Annotated in this window: 8 protein-coding genes and 2 pseudogenes; 6 read left to right on the plus strand and 4 right to left on the minus strand. The window is 63.0% G+C overall.

The window, feature by feature from the left end; genetic code table 11:
• Positions 1–7 precede the first annotated feature (7 nt).
• From sseA to G5575_RS12160, 3 genes and pseudogenes are all read left to right on the plus strand, one after another.
• Positions 8–841, plus strand: a complete 834-nt coding sequence (gene sseA, locus G5575_RS12150) for a 3-mercaptopyruvate sulfurtransferase (RefSeq protein WP_164534528.1) — start codon at positions 8–10, stop codon at positions 839–841.
• 88 nt (positions 842–929) lie between these two features.
• Positions 930–2,132, plus strand: a complete 1,203-nt coding sequence (locus G5575_RS12155) for an efflux RND transporter periplasmic adaptor subunit (RefSeq protein WP_164534529.1) — start codon at positions 930–932, stop codon at positions 2,130–2,132.
• Positions 2,133–2,141: 9 nt separating this feature from the next.
• Positions 2,142–5,264 (plus strand): annotated as a pseudogene (locus tag G5575_RS12160) (efflux RND transporter permease subunit).
• Here the strand turns inward: G5575_RS12160 and G5575_RS12165 are convergent.
• The 4 genes from G5575_RS12165 to chvE all read right to left on the minus strand — a co-directional run bounded on the left by G5575_RS12165 (position 5,265) and on the right by chvE (position 10,071).
• Positions 5,265–5,933: a class I SAM-dependent methyltransferase gene (locus G5575_RS12165; protein ID WP_164534530.1), complete on the minus strand. Its 669-nt coding sequence runs from the start codon at positions 5,931–5,933 to the stop codon at positions 5,265–5,267.
• A 105-nt stretch (positions 5,934–6,038) separates the two neighbouring features.
• Positions 6,039–7,295 (minus strand): multiple monosaccharide ABC transporter permease, encoded by a 1,257-nt coding sequence (gene mmsB / locus G5575_RS12170; protein ID WP_233280652.1) that lies wholly within the window; start codon positions 7,293–7,295, stop codon positions 6,039–6,041.
• Positions 7,296–7,348: 53 nt separating this feature from the next.
• Complete coding sequence (gene mmsA / locus G5575_RS12175; RefSeq protein ID WP_164534532.1) at positions 7,349–8,881, minus strand: multiple monosaccharide ABC transporter ATP-binding protein; 1,533 nt, start codon at positions 8,879–8,881, stop codon at positions 7,349–7,351.
• A gap of 113 nt (positions 8,882–8,994) precedes the next feature.
• Complete coding sequence (gene chvE, locus G5575_RS12180) at positions 8,995–10,071, minus strand: multiple monosaccharide ABC transporter substrate-binding protein (RefSeq protein ID WP_328765979.1); 1,077 nt, start codon at positions 10,069–10,071, stop codon at positions 8,995–8,997.
• 454 nt (positions 10,072–10,525) lie between these two features.
• On the opposite strand from chvE, the gene G5575_RS12185 reads away from it, so the two are divergent.
• The 3 genes and pseudogenes from G5575_RS12185 (at position 10,526) to G5575_RS12195 (ending at position 17,087) form a co-directional block, all read left to right on the plus strand.
• The gene (locus G5575_RS12185; RefSeq protein WP_164534533.1) at positions 10,526–11,260 is read left to right on the plus strand and encodes a FadR/GntR family transcriptional regulator; all 735 of its coding nucleotides are present in this window, start codon (positions 10,526–10,528) and stop codon (positions 11,258–11,260) included.
• A gap of 81 nt (positions 11,261–11,341) precedes the next feature.
• Positions 11,342–14,670 (plus strand): annotated as a pseudogene (locus G5575_RS12190) (transglutaminase family protein).
• Positions 14,671–14,675: 5 nt separating this feature from the next.
• The gene (locus G5575_RS12195) at positions 14,676–17,087 is read left to right on the plus strand and encodes a circularly permuted type 2 ATP-grasp protein (protein WP_164534534.1); all 2,412 of its coding nucleotides are present in this window, start codon (positions 14,676–14,678) and stop codon (positions 17,085–17,087) included.
• The last annotated feature ends 1 nt before the right edge of the window (position 17,088 follow it).

The following is a 17,088-nucleotide window of genomic DNA, read 5'->3' on the forward strand; positions in this document are numbered from 1 at the left end:
GGATCGCATGACCAATCCATTCGTCACCACCGCCTGGCTTGCCGAAAACCTCAGCAATCCCAACGTTGTCGTGGTCGATGGCTCCTGGCACATGCCCACCGCCAGCCGCAATGCGCAGGCCGAATATCTCGACGGCCACATCCCCGGCGCGGTCTTCTTCGACATCGACGGCATCGCCGATCCCACCACCGACCTCCCCCACATGCTCCCCGCCCCCGCAGACTTCGAGCGCGCAGTCGGTGCGCTCGGCATCTCCGAGACCATGACCATCGTCGTCTATGACGAAGTCGGCCTGCAGAGCGCCCCTCGCGTCTGGTGGACCTTCCGTACCTTTGGCGCGAAAAATGTTTATATATTAGAAGGCGGTGGCCCCAAATGGCGAGCCGAGCGCCGCCCCATCGAAGCCGGATTGGTCAGGCGCGAGCGCGTCGATTTCGACTCCGACTTCGATCCCGATGCGGTAACGCATTTTGAAGCCGTCGCCGAAACCAGCCGCACCCGCTCGGGCCAGATCGTGGACGCGCGCCCGGCTCCCCGCTTCCACGCCGAAGTTCCCGAACCCCGTCCGGGCCTCAAGGGCGGCCACATCCCCAATAGCCTCAACGTCCCCGTCGGGGTCCTGAGCGAAGGCGGAATACTGAAGTCGCCTGGGGAACTTAGGACCATTTTCGCCGACCGCGGCGTTGACCTCACCAAGCCGATCGTCACCTCCTGCGGCTCCGGCATCACTGCGGTGACGCTTGCGCTTGCCCTAGAGCAGGCCGGCGCCAAAAACGTCGCCGTCTATGATGGCTCCTGGACCGAATGGGGTGCCCACCCCGATGCCGAAATCGAGAGCTGATGGCGTTTATTACGACATTGTAAGTGTGCGAAGCCACCAACCGCTGCTAGCCTTCCGGCACCTTTTCTAATCTGCTCAGAGGTTTGGCTTGATCCGGCAGTTGTTGGCCTCACTCCTTATTCTGATTGCCGCCGGTGTGGCCTGGCTTTTCCTGGTCCCCGGCGCGCCCGAAACGCTGGCCCGGGCCGGGATCGTCCTGCCCTTCGGACCGGCCGCAGAGACCGAGACGGCACGCGCTCCGGGTGGACCGGGCGGCGGTCCGGGAGGCCCCGGTGGCCAGCGCTTTGGCGGCGCTCGCGCCAACAATGTGGTCACCACCGAAGTCGTGATGGCCACCATCAACGATACGCTGAGCGCCATCGGCGAAGGCACTCCTGCCCGCTCCGTCACCGTCGTGGCGCCAGCCGCCGGCACCCTGGCCGAGGTCCTGGTACGACCGGGCCAGACGGTCGAGGCCGGCGATGTCATCGCCCGCTTCGAAGCCGAGGCCGAGCAGATCGAGTTCGAACAGGCCCGCCTTGCTGCCGAAGACGCCACCGCGACGCTCGAGCGCACCTCCGGCCTTGCCAGCAGCAGCCTCGTTGCCGCGACCGCCCTCACTGCCGCCGAACTCGCCAACGCCAATGCACAACTGGCTTTGCGCAATGCCGAATTGGCCCTGGAGCGCCGAACGATAACCAGCCCGATCGCAGGTGAGGTCGGCCTCATCCGGGTCACGCCCGGCAACTACGTTCCAGCCCAGACCGCGGTCACCACGGTGGACGATACCTCCACCATCCAGATCGATTTCTGGGTGCCGGAACGTTATGCCGGCCAGCTCAATACCGGCATTTCGGTCAACGTCGCCGCCGTCGCGCTGCCTGGCCAGAGCTTTACCGGCGACATCGCGGCCATCGACAACCGCATCGATCCCGCCAGCCGCACCATGCAGGTGCAGGCCGAAATTCCCAATCCCGATGGGGTGCTGCGCGCCGGCATGAGCTTTGCCGTTTCCGTCGCCTTCCCCGGCGAACAGTATCCGGCAGTCAATCCCCTGGCCCTCCTGTGGTCGGCCGAAGGCTCCTACGTCTGGGCCTACCAGGATGGCAAGGCCGCCCGCGTCATGGCCGAGATTGTTCAGCGCAACAGCGACGGCGTTCTGGTGCGCGCCGATCTCGAACCGGGCGACGCCATCATCACCGAAGGCATCCTGCAGTTGAGCGAGGGTGCTGCCGTTACCGTCCTCGATGGGCCGGGCGCCGGCGAGACGCAGCAAGCCGGGCAGCGTCCTCCCGCCGCCCCGCAGAGCTAGGAGAGCGTCATGTCGATCGCGACCAAGAACGAACGTGGCGGCACCTTGGCGACGCTGTTCGTGCGGCGCCCCGTCATGGCGATCGTCATCAACGCCCTGATCATGGTGGCCGGCCTAGCCGCCCTGCTTGCTGTGGAAGTGCGCGAACTGCCCAGCGTCGAAAGCCCGGTGCTGTCGATCTCCACCAGCTTTCCCGGCGCGGCTGCCGAAACCGTCGATCGCGAGATCACCGCCACGGTTGAAGGCGCCGTTGCGCGTGTGCAGGGTGTCACCGCAATCTCCTCGAGTTCATCCGTGGGGTCGAGCCGCGTCACGCTCGAATTCTCCGAGTCCACTAATCTCGACATCGCCACCTCCGACGTGCGCGACGCCCTCAGCCGCGTCACCCGCAGCCTGCCGGACGGCGCTGAGGAGCCGACGATCTTCAAGGCCGACAGCGATGCCCAGGCCATCATTCAGCTCGCCGTGACCTCCGACACCGTCAGCGTCGCCGAACTCACCGAAGTGGTGGAAGGCGTGGTCACAGAGCGGCTCGGCTCCATCGAGGGCGTGGCGGAAGTGCAGGTCTACGGCACCCGCGCCTCAAGCTTCGAGATCGACGTCGATCCGGTCAAACTCGCGAGCCGCGGCCTCACCGTCGCCGATATCCGCAATGCCGTTTCGACAATAGCGCTCGACGCCCCGGCAGGATCCATCAACGGCCCGAACCAGAACATTTCCGTCCGCGCCATTTCCGAAGTCACCGAGCCCGCCGATTTCGAGCGCCTGCCCGTCGGCGACGGCCGCACCCTCCTGGGTGACGTCGCCACCGTTGTCTTCGACGCCGCTGCCAGCACCTCCTCGATCGATTCGCGCCGATGGCAAGCCCGGCATCGGCCTTGGCATCGTGCGCCAGGCGCAATCGAACACCATCGCCATTTCCGAGGCCGTTCACTCAGCGGTCGATAGCCTCAACGAAACGCTGCCTGCCGGCGTCAACGTGGTCATTTCCAGCGACGAAGCCATTTTCATCGAAGGGGCACTGCACGAGGTCGAGGTGGCGCTGATCGTCTCGCTGGTCGTCGTCATCATCATCATCTACCTCTTCCTGCTCGATTGGCGAGCCGTCATCGTGCCGGCCATTTCCATGCCCATTGCCCTGCTCGGCGCCGTCGCCGGCATGTATGCGGCGGGCTTTTCGCTCAACATCATCACCCTTCTGGCGCTGGTTCTGGCCACCGGTCTCGTCGTCGACGACGCCATTGTCGTGCTCGAAAACATCGTTCGCCGCAAACATCTGGGCGCCGGCCCCGGGCCGCCGCCGTGCTCGGCACGCAGGAAGTGTTCTTTGCCGTGGTCGCCACGACTTTGACCCTCGCCGCCGTCTTCATTCCCCTGTCCTTCCTTGATGGGCAGACCGGCCAGCTCTTCCGCGAGTTCGGTTTCACCCTCGCCATCGCCGTGCTGCTTTCCTCGGTGGTCGCCCTGTCGATGGGCCCGATGATTGCGTCACGGTTCTTGAAGGACGATGCCGGCAAGCCCAAGCGCGGCAGCATCTTCGGTGCCATCGGCCACGCTTTCGGGGCCGTTTATCGCGTCACGCTGGGCGTTGCGCTGCGCAATCCGGTGGTCGTGCTGCTGATCGCCGTGCTGTTTGCCGGCTCCGCCTATTTCGTCTTCGGCGATTTGCGCCAGGAAATCACCCCGCCCGAAGATCGGTCCGTCATCAACGTCGGCGTTTCCGCCCCAAACACGGTGAGCCTTGATTTCGTGCGGACCCGCCTTGGTCAGGTCGAAGCCATGCTGCAGCCCTATATCGATAGCGGCGAAGCCACGTCGCTTTTCGTGCTCTCTGGCTGGGGCAATGGCGGCAACATGACCCTGAGCCTTGCCCCTTGGGACCAGCGCGATCGCAGCCAGCAAGAAATCGCGACCGAAATTACCGCGCTCATGGCGCAGGTTCCCGGTGTCCGCGCCTCGGTGCGGCAGGGCAATAGCCTCGGCATTCGCGGTGGTGGCTCAGGCCTCCAGTTCGCCGTCGCCGGTTCCGACTATGACGTTCTGGCCGATACCGCCGACACCATTGCCGAAGCGCTCGAAGCCGACGGCCGTTTTGGCCGCGTCAGCGTCAATTTCGACACCACCCAGCCACAGCTGACCCTGACCGTTGATCGCGCTCAGGCCGACGCCTTGGGTATCGACATCAATGGCCTCGCCACCACCATGCAGGCCATGATCGACGGCGCCGATGTCGGCAATATCTTCATCAACGACACCAGCTATTCGGTGCGGATGGTCTCGACCACCAACCCGATCAACGACCCCCGCGATCTTGAGTCCCTCTTCGTGCGCACCGGCGATAGCCGCTACGTGCCGATGTCGACGATCGCCACCATCGCCGAGTCCGCCGTGCCGCCTTCCCTGCGCCGTGAACAGCAGCGCCGCGCCGTCACCGTTTCGGCAAGCCTTGAAGAAGGCCTGGCGCTGGGCGATGCCTATGCGCAGCTGCAGCAGATCGCGGCGCCTATCCTGCCCGAAGGCACGTCGCTCCTGCCGTTGGCCGAGGCCAAGACCCTGGGAGACGCCAACAATGCCCTGCTGCTGACCTTCGGCTTTGCGCTGATCATCATCCTTCTGGTGCTGGCCGCACAGTTCGAGAGTTTCTGGAGCGCCATCATCGTCATGACTACCGTCCCCTTCGGCGTGGCGGCAGGGCTCTATGCCATTCTCCTGACCGGCGGCAGCCTCAACATCTTCTCGCAAATCGGGCTCGTTCTCGTGGTCGGCATCATGGCCAAGAACGGCATCCTGATCGTGGAATTTGCCAACCAACTGCGCGACCAGGGCCGATCTGTGAGCGAGGCCATCGAAGAAGCGTCCAACATTCGCCTCCGGCCGGTGATGATGACCATGATCGCCACCATTCTGGGCGGCGTGCCGCTGGTCCTTGCCTCCGGCGCCGGTGCCGAAGCCCGTGCCGCGCTTGGCTGGGTCATCGTGGGCGGCCTCAGCTTCGCGGCCATCTCGACGCTCTATTTGACCCCGGTCGCCTATACGCTGCTCGCCCGCTTCTCGACACCCAAGGTCGAAGAAGAAGCCCGGCTCGAACGCGAACTCGACGCCGCCAACGCGCAGCCAGAGCCGGCTGAGTAGTCAGCCGGCATAGCCCACCCAGCCGCGAAAGCCAAAGGCGGCGTAGAAGAGTTCAATACCGGTGAAGCCGGCATCCTTCAGCAGAGCGACGTCGTCGTCCGGCGGAACAATCGGCAAAATCTCGAGCATTCGCTGTCGGCCGTTTTCGAGCATTACGGGGTCCATGCCGTTCGATGCGCTGAAGGCCGCGTTGCGCTTCGACCAGCGCTGGCGGCTGTCCTCATCCTGATCGTAGCTCATATGCGCCAAGACAAGGGGCGCGCCTGGCGTCAGCCGACGTTGCAGCTCACGAAGGGTTTGTATCCGCTCGTCGCGCGGCAGGAAGTGCATGACCAGGAGACAGGTCGCGCCATCGAACGGTCCCTCCGGCGCAATGTCGATCTTGCCTTCGTGGAGGCTGATGCGATCGGACCAAGCCATGGTCGCTTCTCGCGCGGCATCCAGCATTTTGGCCGATGGGTCGACCCCGTCGAAGCGCCATTGGGGCTGCGCCTCGGCGAAGGCCGAGAGCTCCATTCCCCCGCCTGCGCCTAATACCAGCAGGCGGCCAGTCACAGGCACGCGCTCTTCAAGCAAAAGGCGCATCATCCGATGTAGGCCCGCCAGCCCCGGCACCTGCTTCGGTGGACCTTCGGCATAGCTGTGGGCGATGTGATTGAAGGACGTCATTCGCAACTCCAATATATGTAACTTACATAGTTACACAACGGCGTTGGCGCAAACAAAAAGGCCGCCAGGTTTCCCCGGCGGCCTCGTTTCGAAGAGCCCGACTGATCAGGCCGACTTGTTCTTGTTGTAGAGGTCGAAGAACACGGCGGCGAGCAGCACCACGCCCTTGATCATCTGCTGGAGGTCGATGTTGATGCCCATGATGGACATGCCGTTGTTCATGACGCCCAGGATAAAGGCGCCGATCACGGCGCCCGCGACCTGGCCGACACCGCCCAGCGCCGAAGCGCCGCCGATGAAGACGGCCGCGATCACGTCGAGTTCGAGACCCTGGCCGGCCTTGGGCGTCGCCGAGTTGAGGCGGGCCGCATAGATCATGCCGGCAAGGGCCGCGAGTGCACCCATGATGGCAAAGATGTAGAAGGTCACCCGCTCGGTCTTGATACCCGAAAGCGAGGCAGCCTTGAGGTTGCCGCCGATCGCATAGATGCGGCGGCCAAAGGTCAGGCGCTTGGTCAGAAAGACGAAGAACGCGACCAGGACGCCCATCACGACAAGGACGTTGGGCAGGCCGCGATAGGTCGCGAGCATATAGGCAAAGAACAGGACGAGCGCCGTGATGACGACGTTCTTGATGATGAAGAGGCTGAACGGCTCGACGTCATAGCCACGCGACTTGCGGCGCGAGCGGGTCCGCATCGAGAAGATGATCATGGCCAGGATGCCGATTACGGCGATGACCATGGTCGTGGTGTGGAGCGTCACGGCTGGGACGGCAGCGACAGCAGCGACGCCGTCGCTGGCAGGCACCGCAGCCACAGCCGGCGAAAGCACGGTCGGCCCGATCACATCGGGGATGAAGCCAGCCGACAGCAGCTGGAATTCAGCCGGGAACGGACCAACCGACTTGCCGGCGAGAATGGCGAGCGACAGGCCTTTGAAGATCAACATGCCGGCCAGCGTCACGATGAACGCCGGAATGCGATAGTAAGCGATCAACCAGCCCTGCGCCGCGCCGATCGCTGCACCGACCACGAGACAAATGGCGCCGGCGACGAAGGGATTGGCGAGGAAGGCAAATTCGGGCGGGAAACGCCAGCCGACCATGAGCATGGCGGCAAGAGCACCCACGAAGCCCGAGACCGAGCCGACCGAAAGGTCGATATGGCCGGCGACGATCACCAGCAGCATGCCCAGCGCCATCACGATGATGTAGCTGTTCTGCAGGATGATGTTGGTCAGGTTCACCGGCTTGAAGAGCACCCCATTGGTGAAATACTGGAAGAAGATCATGATCAGGATCAGGGCCAGCAGCAGGCCATAATCGCGCATATTGGCGCGCAATGCGCCGATGAGGGTCATTTCGGAGCCCTTGGCCGGGGCGGTGATGGCGCCGGTCGGTGCAGTTTCGGTCGTCATGATGCTTTTCCTTCAGCGCGCACGATGGAGCGCATGATCTTCTCCTGGCTCGCCTCACTGGTGGGCATCTCGCCCACGATGCGGCCTTCGTTCATTACATAGAGGCGGTCGGTGATGCCAAGCAGCTCCGGCATTTCCGAGGAAATGACGAGGATAGCCTTACCCTGAGCCGCAAGTTCGTTGATGATCGTATAGATTTCGTACTTGGCACCCACGTCGATGCCGCGGGTCGGCTCGTCGAGGATCAATACGTCAGGATTGGCGAATAGCCATTTGGACAGAACGACCTTCTGCTGATTGCCACCCGAAAGATTGCCCGTCGTCTGGTAGACGCTCGACGAGCGGATATTGGTGCGCTTGCGATAATCGTTGGCCGCATCAAGCTCGGTCAGGTCATCGATCACGCCCATCCGGCTGACGCCGGGCAGATTGGCAAGCGTAATATTGTGCTTGATATGATCGATCAGGTTCAGACCATAGGTCTTGCGGTCTTCGGTTGCGTAGGCAATGCCGTTCTCGATGGCGTGGCCAACGGTCGAGACATCGATCTTCTTGCCATGCATGAGCACCTCGCCGGTGATCTTCTGGCCATAGGACTTGCCGAAAAGGCTCATCGCGAATTCGGTGCGTCCCGAGCCCATCAGCCCGGCAATGCCCACAACCTCGCCCTTGCGCAGGGTGATGTTGATGTTCTTGATCATCTGCCGGTCGCGGTGCATCGGGTGGAACACCGACCAGTTCTTGACCTCAAGAATAGTCTCCCCGATCTGCGGCACGCGCGAGGGATAACGATCGTCGAGCGAACGGCCCACCATCAGCGTGATGATGCGGTCTTCGGTGATCTGGTCGGTATCCATCGTCTCGATGGCGCGGCCGTCGCGGATGACGGTAACGCGGTCCGCGACACGGGCAATTTCGTTCAGCTTATGGCTGATGATGATCGAGGTAATGCCCTGCTTCTTGAACTCGAGCAGCAGGTCGAGCAGCGCCTGGCTGTCCTTTTCAGACAGCGACGCGGTCGGCTCGTCGAGGATCAGCAGCTGCACTTGTTTGGACAACGCCTTGGCGATTTCTACCAGCTGCTGCTTGCCGACGCCGATATTGGTAACCAGCGTATTGGGATCTTCGGAGAGCCCCACCATGCGCAGGAGCTTGCGCGCGCCATCGCGGGTCTCGTCCCAGTCGATCACGCCGCTCTTGGCCTGCTCGTTGCCCAAAAAGATGTTTTCGGCAATCGAAAGCATGGGAACCAGCGCCAACTCCTGATGGATGATGACGATGCCCTTGTGCTCGCTGTCGCGGATCGAGCGGAAATGCTGCTCTTCGCCGTTGTAAAAGATCTGCCCATCATAGGAGCCGTGCGGATAAACGCCGCTCAGCACCTTCATCAGCGTGGATTTTCCCGCGCCGTTCTCGCCGCAGATGGCGTGGATCTCGCCCTCGCGCACGTCCAGATTGACGTCCGAGAGCGCCTTTACGCCGGGAAAGGTCTTGGTGATGCTGCGCATCTCCAGAATGGTCTTGGTCATGCTGACCCTGTCACTCCGTTGACCTCGCTGGAAACACCACCATGAGGCCGTTGCAAAATTTCAAAAAGGGCCCCGCGTCGCCGCGGAGCCCCGATCGTTGAGCCGAGCAGTAATTACTGCAGGTCTTCGGCCTTAATGTACCCCGAGTCGACAACCAGTTCCTGGTAGTTCGTTGCATCGACCGAATAGGGGGTCAGCAGAACCGAGGGAACAACCTTCACGCCATTGTCATAGGTGGTGGTGTCGAGGCCTTCCGGCGTGCCGCCGGTGAGGAGGGTGTCGACCAGCTGAGCGGTGCGCTGAGCCAGTTCACGGGTGTCCTTGTAGACGGTCGAATACTGTTCGCCGGCAATGATTGCCTTGACGGACGGTGCTTCGGCATCCTGACCGGTGATGATCGGCCATGCGAGGTCAGCCGAACCGTAGCCAACGCCGCGGAGCGACGAGATGATGCCGCGCGAGAGGCCATCATAGGGAGCCAGAACGCCGTGGACGCGGGTGCCGTCCGAGTAGTTGGCGGAGAGGATGTTGTCCATGCGAGCCTGGGCAACAGCACCGTCCCAGCGCAGCGTACCGACCTGTTCCATGCCAGTCTGGCCGGACTTGATGACGATGTCGCCAGCGTCGATCATCGGCTGGAGAACCGACATTGCGCCGTCATAGAAGAAGAAGGCGTTGTTGTCGTCCGGCGAACCGCCGAACAGTTCGACGTTCCACGGCTTGTCGTCGGGGAAGCGTTCTTCAAGACCCTGCACGAGGCTGTTGGCCTGGAGCACGCCGACCTGGAAGTTGTCGAACGTGGTATAGAGGTCGACATTGGGGGTTTCGCGGATCAGGCGGTCATAAGCGATGACCTTGATGCCGGCATCGGCAGCCTGCTGCAGCACGGCGGAAAGCGTGGTGCCGTCGATCGAGCCGACCACGAGAGCCTTGGCGCCCTTGGTGACCATGTTTTCGATCTGCGAGAGCTGGTTGGCAATGTCGTCTTCTGCGAACTGCAGGTCGACGGTGTAGCCGAGGCCTTCAAGAGCGGTCTTGAGCTCGTTGCCGTCCGAGATCCAGCGCAGCGACGACTGGGTCGGCATGGCGATGCCGATCTGGCCCTTGTCCTGGGCGAACGCGCCTGCAGTCGCGGTGGCCAGAACGGCACCTGCGGTCAGCAGCGTCGCAATTGTTTTAAGAACCTTCACGTCTCGACTCCCTTAGATTTTTCGAGATGGTTGTTGTGGTCTTTTGGGGTGAAGCAGGTCGAGCTACGCAGCCGCAGCCAGAAGAAGCCGGGAACACCAACCAGATCGGTTGATTTCAAGCGACCCGAACTGGTCGCGACATGAACAGCGGATGCCCCAGGGCCCCTCGCCATTCGCAACTGCATGAATTCCTCCGGCGTAAACGGCAGCGTGCCGCCATGGACCTCCCAAGCCCATGGCGCGGACGCTAGGATAATCAGATACGTCTGTAAAGCCGCATCTCATCCGTTTGACTAATTTTCAAACACCAAATAATCAGCCCTACCCCGTTGTCGGGGCGCTAAGCCATGGATATGGTGCGCGTCTTGTATGGGAGTGCGGATCAAGAAGCGCCGAACAACGGTGACGGTCCGCCAAAAGGTATCTGATACCTTTGGGAGCAACTAAACCTGAAATGAGTGACGTACGGCAGGACCAGTCCAGCGCCGCCAGCGTGGTTGCGGATCATCTGGCCAATGCGATTTTGACTGAGATGACGCCCGGCACCAGCCTGCCCAGCGAGGCCGAGCTTGCCAGCCAATATGCCGTCAGCCGGTTGACGGTTCGTGAAGCGGTAAAGCTGCTTGCCGGGCGCGGCCTGCTGGAACTCTCCCGCGGCAAGCGCGCGACCGTGCGCGAACCCGATGGCAGCGCTTTTTCAGATTTCCTGGCCTCGATGATGCGCAGCGATTCCAAAGGCCTCTTCGATCTCGTCGAAGTGCGCCTGTCGCTTGAAGTACAATCGGCGACCCTCGCCGCCAAGCGCGCCAGCCGCGCCGGCCTCGCTGCCATCGAAAATGCCCTCCAGGGCATGCGCGACGCCGCCGCAGAACCCGATGGCGAAACCCGCTTCCACGATTTCGACGTCGGCTTCCATGAGGCGGTCGTCCTGGCCAGCGGCAATCGCGTTCTTGGCTATCTGTTCGAGGCCATGGCTGGGCCCTTGCGCGAAGGCATTGCCATCAGCCGACACGGACACACCAATCGTGGCCACACGCTGAGCGACACGATCGACGCTCACCAGCGCATCCTCGACGCTATCCGCTCAGGCAATGCGCGCAGTGCCGGCGAAGCCATGCGGCTTCATCTCAAGGACACCGAACGCGACATCCGCACGGCGCTTTCGAGCATCGCCTCGTCGCCAAGCTGATGGCGCTATTCATTGCCGCCAAACCCGTCTAAGCTTTGGACGGGAAGTCAATTTGTGGCCTGAAACGAGCGACGCCGCTGCATGTCGATCAAAGCCGCTATCTATCACCTCACCCACTACAAATATGATCGCCCGGTTTATCTGCAGCCGCAGGTCATCCGCCTGCAACCGGCGCCGCATTCCAAGACCAAGGTCCTCAGCCATTCGCTCCGGGTCAGCCCGTCAGAGCACTTCGTCAATTTGCAGCAGGACCCCTATGGCAATTACCTGACGCGCTTTGTTTTTCCCGAGCCGGTGACCGAGCTCAAGATCGAAGTCGATCTCGTCGCCGACATGACGGTCTACAATCCGTTCGATTTCTTCGTCGAAGAGAGCGGCGAGACCTGGCCCTTCGATTATCCCGACGACCTGCGCGACGACCTTTCGATCTACCGCAAGGCCGAACCCGCCGGGCCGCTGCTGCAGCAGTTTCTGGACGGCATCGATCGTTCGCCCAAGAACACCGTCATCTTCGTTTCCGAGCTCAACGCCTCGATCCAGCGCCATGTCGATTATATCGTGCGCCTCGAAACTGGTGTCTGGACGCCGGAAGAAACGCTGGGCAATGCCAAGGGCTCGTGCCGCGATTCAAGCTGGCTGCTGGTCAACGTCCTGCGCCACCTAGGCTTTGCCGCGCGCTTCGTGTCCGGCTACCTGATCCAGCTCAAGCCCGATCTTGTCTCGCTTGATGGTCCGGCGGGCACCGATCATGATTTCACCGATCTTCATGCCTGGTGCGAAGTCTATCTTCCCGGTGCCGGCTGGGTGGGCCTTGACCCGACATCGGGCCTTCTCACCGGCGAATCGCATGTGCCGCTCGCCGCGACGCCGCACTATCGCAATGCCGCGCCGATTTCGGGCTTTGCCTCCTATGCCGAGGTCGATTTCGCTTTCGACATGAAGGTGACGCGTGTGGCCGAGCATCCGCGCATCACCAAGCCTTTTTCGGACGAAAGCTGGCAGCGCCTCAATGCTCTGGGCAAGAAGGTTGACGCGGTACTGGCCCAAAACGATGTCCGCCTGACCATGGGCGGCGAGCCCACTTTCGTCTCGATCGACGATTTCGAAGCCGACGAGTGGAATGCCGGCGCAGTCGGTCCCACCAAGCGCAAGTTGGCAGACCAGTTGATCCGCCGCCTGCGCGAGCGCTTCGCCCCTAACGGCATGCTGCATCATGGCCAGGGCAAGTGGTACCCTGGGGAAACTCTGCCGCGCTGGACTTTTTCACTCTACTGGCGATTGGACGGCAAGCCCGTCTGGAGCGATCCGGCCTTGATCGCCCAAGAAGGCGTCGAGACTGGCGCCACGCAGAATGACGCCCGTCGTTTCCTTGAGGCGTTTGCGCGCAACCTCGGCATTACCGGCGAGACCATTGCCGAAGCTTATGAAGATCCTGGCGAATGGTTGCTCAAGGAGGCCAACCTCCCCGCCAATGTCGACCCCGCCAATTCCGAGCTCGCCGACCCCGAAGCGCGCTCCCGTATTGCCAAGGTGTTCGAACGGGGCCTGACGACGCCCACCGGCTATGTTCTGCCCGTGCAGCGCTGGAACGCCATCGCGTCGAGCTCGTGGCTAACAGAAACGTGGAAGACGCGGCGCGGCAAGCTGTTCCTCGCGCCCGGCGACAGCCCGGCCGGCTATCGCCTGCCGCTAAGTTCGCTCAAGCACCTCAAATCCACCGACTTCCCGCATGTCGTGCCGCTCGATCCCGGCGCGCCGCGCGCTCCCCTGCCCGATCCACAGGCGCCCCGCACCCGCCTTGCAGCCGATCCGCGCGCCCAAGCAACCACCGGCTTCACTGCAGCCACGGTACAGCAGGATGTCACTGAACAGGTGCTAAGCGAAATCGAAGGCCAGGTGCGCACGGCCGTGACGGCCGAGTTGCGCGATGGAAGGCTCTGCGTCTTCCTCCCCCGGTCGAGAAGCTCGAGGATTTTCTCGAACTGGTGGCCGCTGCCGAAGCCTCCGCGAAAGAGATCGGCCAACCGGTTCACCTCGAAGGCTACGGCCCGCCGCACGATCCGCGCCTCAACAACATTCGCGTCGCGCCCGATCCGGGCGTCATCGAGGTCAATATCCACCCGGCTTCCAGCTGGGACGAATGCGTCACCACCACCGAAGCGGTCTATGAAGAAGCCCGTCAGTGCCGCCTCGGCGCCGACAAGTTCATGATCGACGGCAAGCATGTCGGGACCGGCGGCGGCAACCACGTCGTCGTCGGCGGCGCTACGCCGCATGACAGCCCATTCCTGCGCAGGCCGGACCTCCTGAAATCGCTGGTGCTGCATTGGCAGCGCCACCCTTCGATGAGCTACCTGTTTTCGGGCCTCTTTATCGGCCCTACCAGCCAGGCGCCGCGCATGGACGAGGCCCGCCACGACAGTCTCTACGAGCTCGAAATTGCCATGGCGCAGATCCCGGCGCCGGGCGAAGGCGAAGCGCCCCTGCCCTGGCTGGTCGACCGCCTGTTCCGCAACCTTCTTACGGACGTCACCGGCAATACCCACCGCGCCGAAATCTGCATCGACAAGCTCTACTCACCCGATGGCCCTACCGGCCGGCTGGGACTCGTCGAGTTCCGCGGTTTCGAAATGCCGCCCAATGCGCGCATGTCGCTGGCTCAACAAGTGCTGATCCGGGCGCTTATCGCGCGTTACTGGAAAAGCCCGATCGCGGGCGACCTTACCCGCTGGGGCACTGCCGTGCATGACCGCTTCATGCTCGGCACTTTTGTCTGGCAGGATTTCCTTTCTGTCCTCGCCGATCTGCGCGAACACGGCTTCGACCTCGAGCCCGAATGGTTCGCCGCCCAGCTTGAATTTCGCTTTCCCTTCTGCGGCGAAGTCGAAGCCGACGGCGTCAAGCTCGAACTGCGCCAGGCGCTGGAGCCATGGCACGTCATGGGCGAACAGGGCGCCATCGGCGGCACCGTGCGCTTCGTCGATAGCTCGGTCGAGCGCCTGGAAGTCAGCCTCGAAACCGCCAATCCGGCCCGTTATCGCGTCGCCTGCAACGGCCGCCAGGTGCCTCTGCACCAGATCGGCTCCCGCGCCGTCGCCGGCGTACGCTTCAAGGCGTGGCAGCCCGCCTCCGGCATGCATCCGGTAATGCCGGTTCATGCTCCGCTGATTTTCGACATCTACGATACCTGGACCGGACGGGCCATCGGCGGCTGCACCTATCATGTCGCCCATCCCGGCGGCCGCAACTACGAAACCTTCCCGGTCAACGGCAACGAAGCCGAAGCCCGCCGCCTCGCCCGCTTCGTGCCGCACAACTACACCCCCGGCACCTACTCCCTGCGCGCCGAAAAGCCTGCGGACGAGTTCCCGCTGACCCTTGACCTCCGCCGCCCCGCGCGGTTCACGTAAAATCCATGACGACGCGACACCTGCCCTCCCGCGGCAAGCCCCCGGCCGGTCCCGGCATCATTGCGGCTTACCAGCTGCTGCCCGGCGTGCCGGATGAAATGATCGACCCGTCCGGTGCCCTGCGTCCGGGCTGGGACAAGCTCATGGGCGCCTTCGATGCGCTTGGCCCGATCGAACTTGCCGCCCGCTTCGAACGCGCGGACCAATATCTGCGCGACGCCGGCGTCTTTTACCGCAAATATGATGGCGCCGAGGGCAAGGAACGTGCGTGGCCTTTGGCACATATTCCGCTCCTGATCGACGAAGCTGACTGGCTCCGGATCTCCAGCGGCCTTACCCAGCGCGCCGAGATGCTGGAGCGCATCGTCGCCGATATCTATGGTGACAATCGCCTCGTGCAGGAAGGCCTGTTGCCGCCTGAACTGGTTGCTCAGAACAACGAATTTTTGCGCCCGCTTGTCGGGGTCAAACCCGTCAGCGGCAATTTCCTCCATTTCTGTGCCTTCGAACTCGGCCGCGGACCGGACGGCAATTGGTGGGTCTTGGGCGATCGCACCCAGGCCCCCTCGGGCGCCGGCTTCGCACTGGAAAATCGCGTCGCCACTACCCGCGCTCTCAGCGACATCTACGGCACACTCGACATCCATCGCCTGGCGGGCTTCTTCCGCGGTTTCCGCGATGCCCTCTTCGCCCAGGCCCGCCCCTCCGGCGGCCGCGTCGGCATCCTGACCCCCGGCCAGCTTAACGAAACCTATTTTGAACACGCCTATATCGCCCGCTATCTCGGCCTCATGCTGCTCGAAGGCGAGGACCTCACGGTCGAAGACGGTCAGGTCATGGTGCGCACCGTCGCCGGCCTCAAGCCGGTCAGCGTGCTCTGGCGCCGCGTCGATGCCAGCTTCGTCGACCCGCTGGAGCTGCGCTACGACAGTCATATAGGCACTCCTGGCATGGTCGAGGCCCTGCGTTCCGGCTCGATTTCCATGATCAACGCCCTAGGCACCGGCATCCTCGAAACCCGTTCACTTGCCGCCTTCATGCCCCGCCTCAGCAAGCACCTGCTCGGTGGCGCCCTTGAACTGCCCGAGATCGCCACCTGGTGGTGCGGCCAGCCCGCCGAGCGCGACTACGTGCTCGACAATTTCGATGCTCTGATGATCGGGCCCGCCTTCTCTACGGCTCTGCCCTTCGACGACCTGCGCGGCACGGCGCTCGGCGCCAGCATGACCCCGGCGCAAAAAGCGCAGCTCAAGGATCGCATCGCCAGCAACGGCGCCGACTATGTTGGCCAGGAGCCGGTGCAGCTCTCCACCGCTCCGGTCTATGTCGACGGCAAGCTCGAACCGCGCCCCATCACCCTTCGCGTCTATGCGGCGCGTACCGGGAATGGCTGGACCATCATGCCTGGCGGTTTTGCCCGCGTCGGCTCGACGGCCGACACCTCGGCGATCAACATGCAGCGCGGTGGCCACGCCGCCGACGTCTGGGTCATGTCATCGGCACCAGTGGAGCAAGTGTCGCTTCTGCCGCGCGAGGGTGAAAAGCTCGTCCGCAATTTTCCGGGCAGTCTGCCCAGTCGCGCCGCCGACAACCTGGTCTGGCTCGGCCGCTATGCCGAGCGCTGCGAAGCCACGGTTCGCATCCTGCGCGCCTACAATGTCCGCCTGGCCGAGCTCTCCAAGCCCGACCTGCCCATTCTCAAGCACTGCGCCGACTTCCTCGACAGCATTGATGTCGATGTCGCCGAGGCCATGCCGCAGGGCCTCCTGGCCTCCATCGACAGCGCCGTGCACAGCGCCGGTCAGATCCGCGACCGCTTTTCGCCCGATGGCTGGCTGGCGCTCAACGACCTGCAAAAGACCGCCCGACGCTTTTCGACGCGCATTGCGACCGGTGACGATTCCACCCGCGCCATGACCGTGCTGCTGCGCAAGCTGGCCGGCTTTTCCGGTCTTGTGCACGAGAACATGTATCGCTTCGCCGGCTGGCGTTTCCTTGAAATCGGCCGCCGTCTGGAACGCGCCATCCAGATCACCCGTGCGGTCAGCTGCTTTACCGCCTCTGACGCCCCCGCCGGATCGCTCGAAGTGTTGCTCGAAGTGGGCGACAGCGTCATGTCGCATCGTCGCCGCTACTCGGTAAGCGCGGGCACTCAAAGCGTCGTCGACCTTCTGGTGCTTGATCCGCTGAACCCGCGCTCCGTCCTGTTCCAGCTTACCGAACTGCGCACGCAGGTAGAAACCCTGCCCGGCGGCATCGAGGATGGTCAACTTTCGCCTGTAGCCAAGGCCGCTCTTGAACTCCATACCGCCTTGATGATCGCCGAGCCCAGCGACATGAATCCCGAACGTCTCGATGCGCTCGCCAGCGAAATTTCGAGCCTCGCCAGCCTCATCGCCATGACCTATTTCAGCTGAT

Source organism: Devosia aurantiaca (genome assembly GCF_011058215.1).
GTDB lineage: Bacteria > Pseudomonadota > Alphaproteobacteria > Rhizobiales > Devosiaceae > Devosia > Devosia aurantiaca.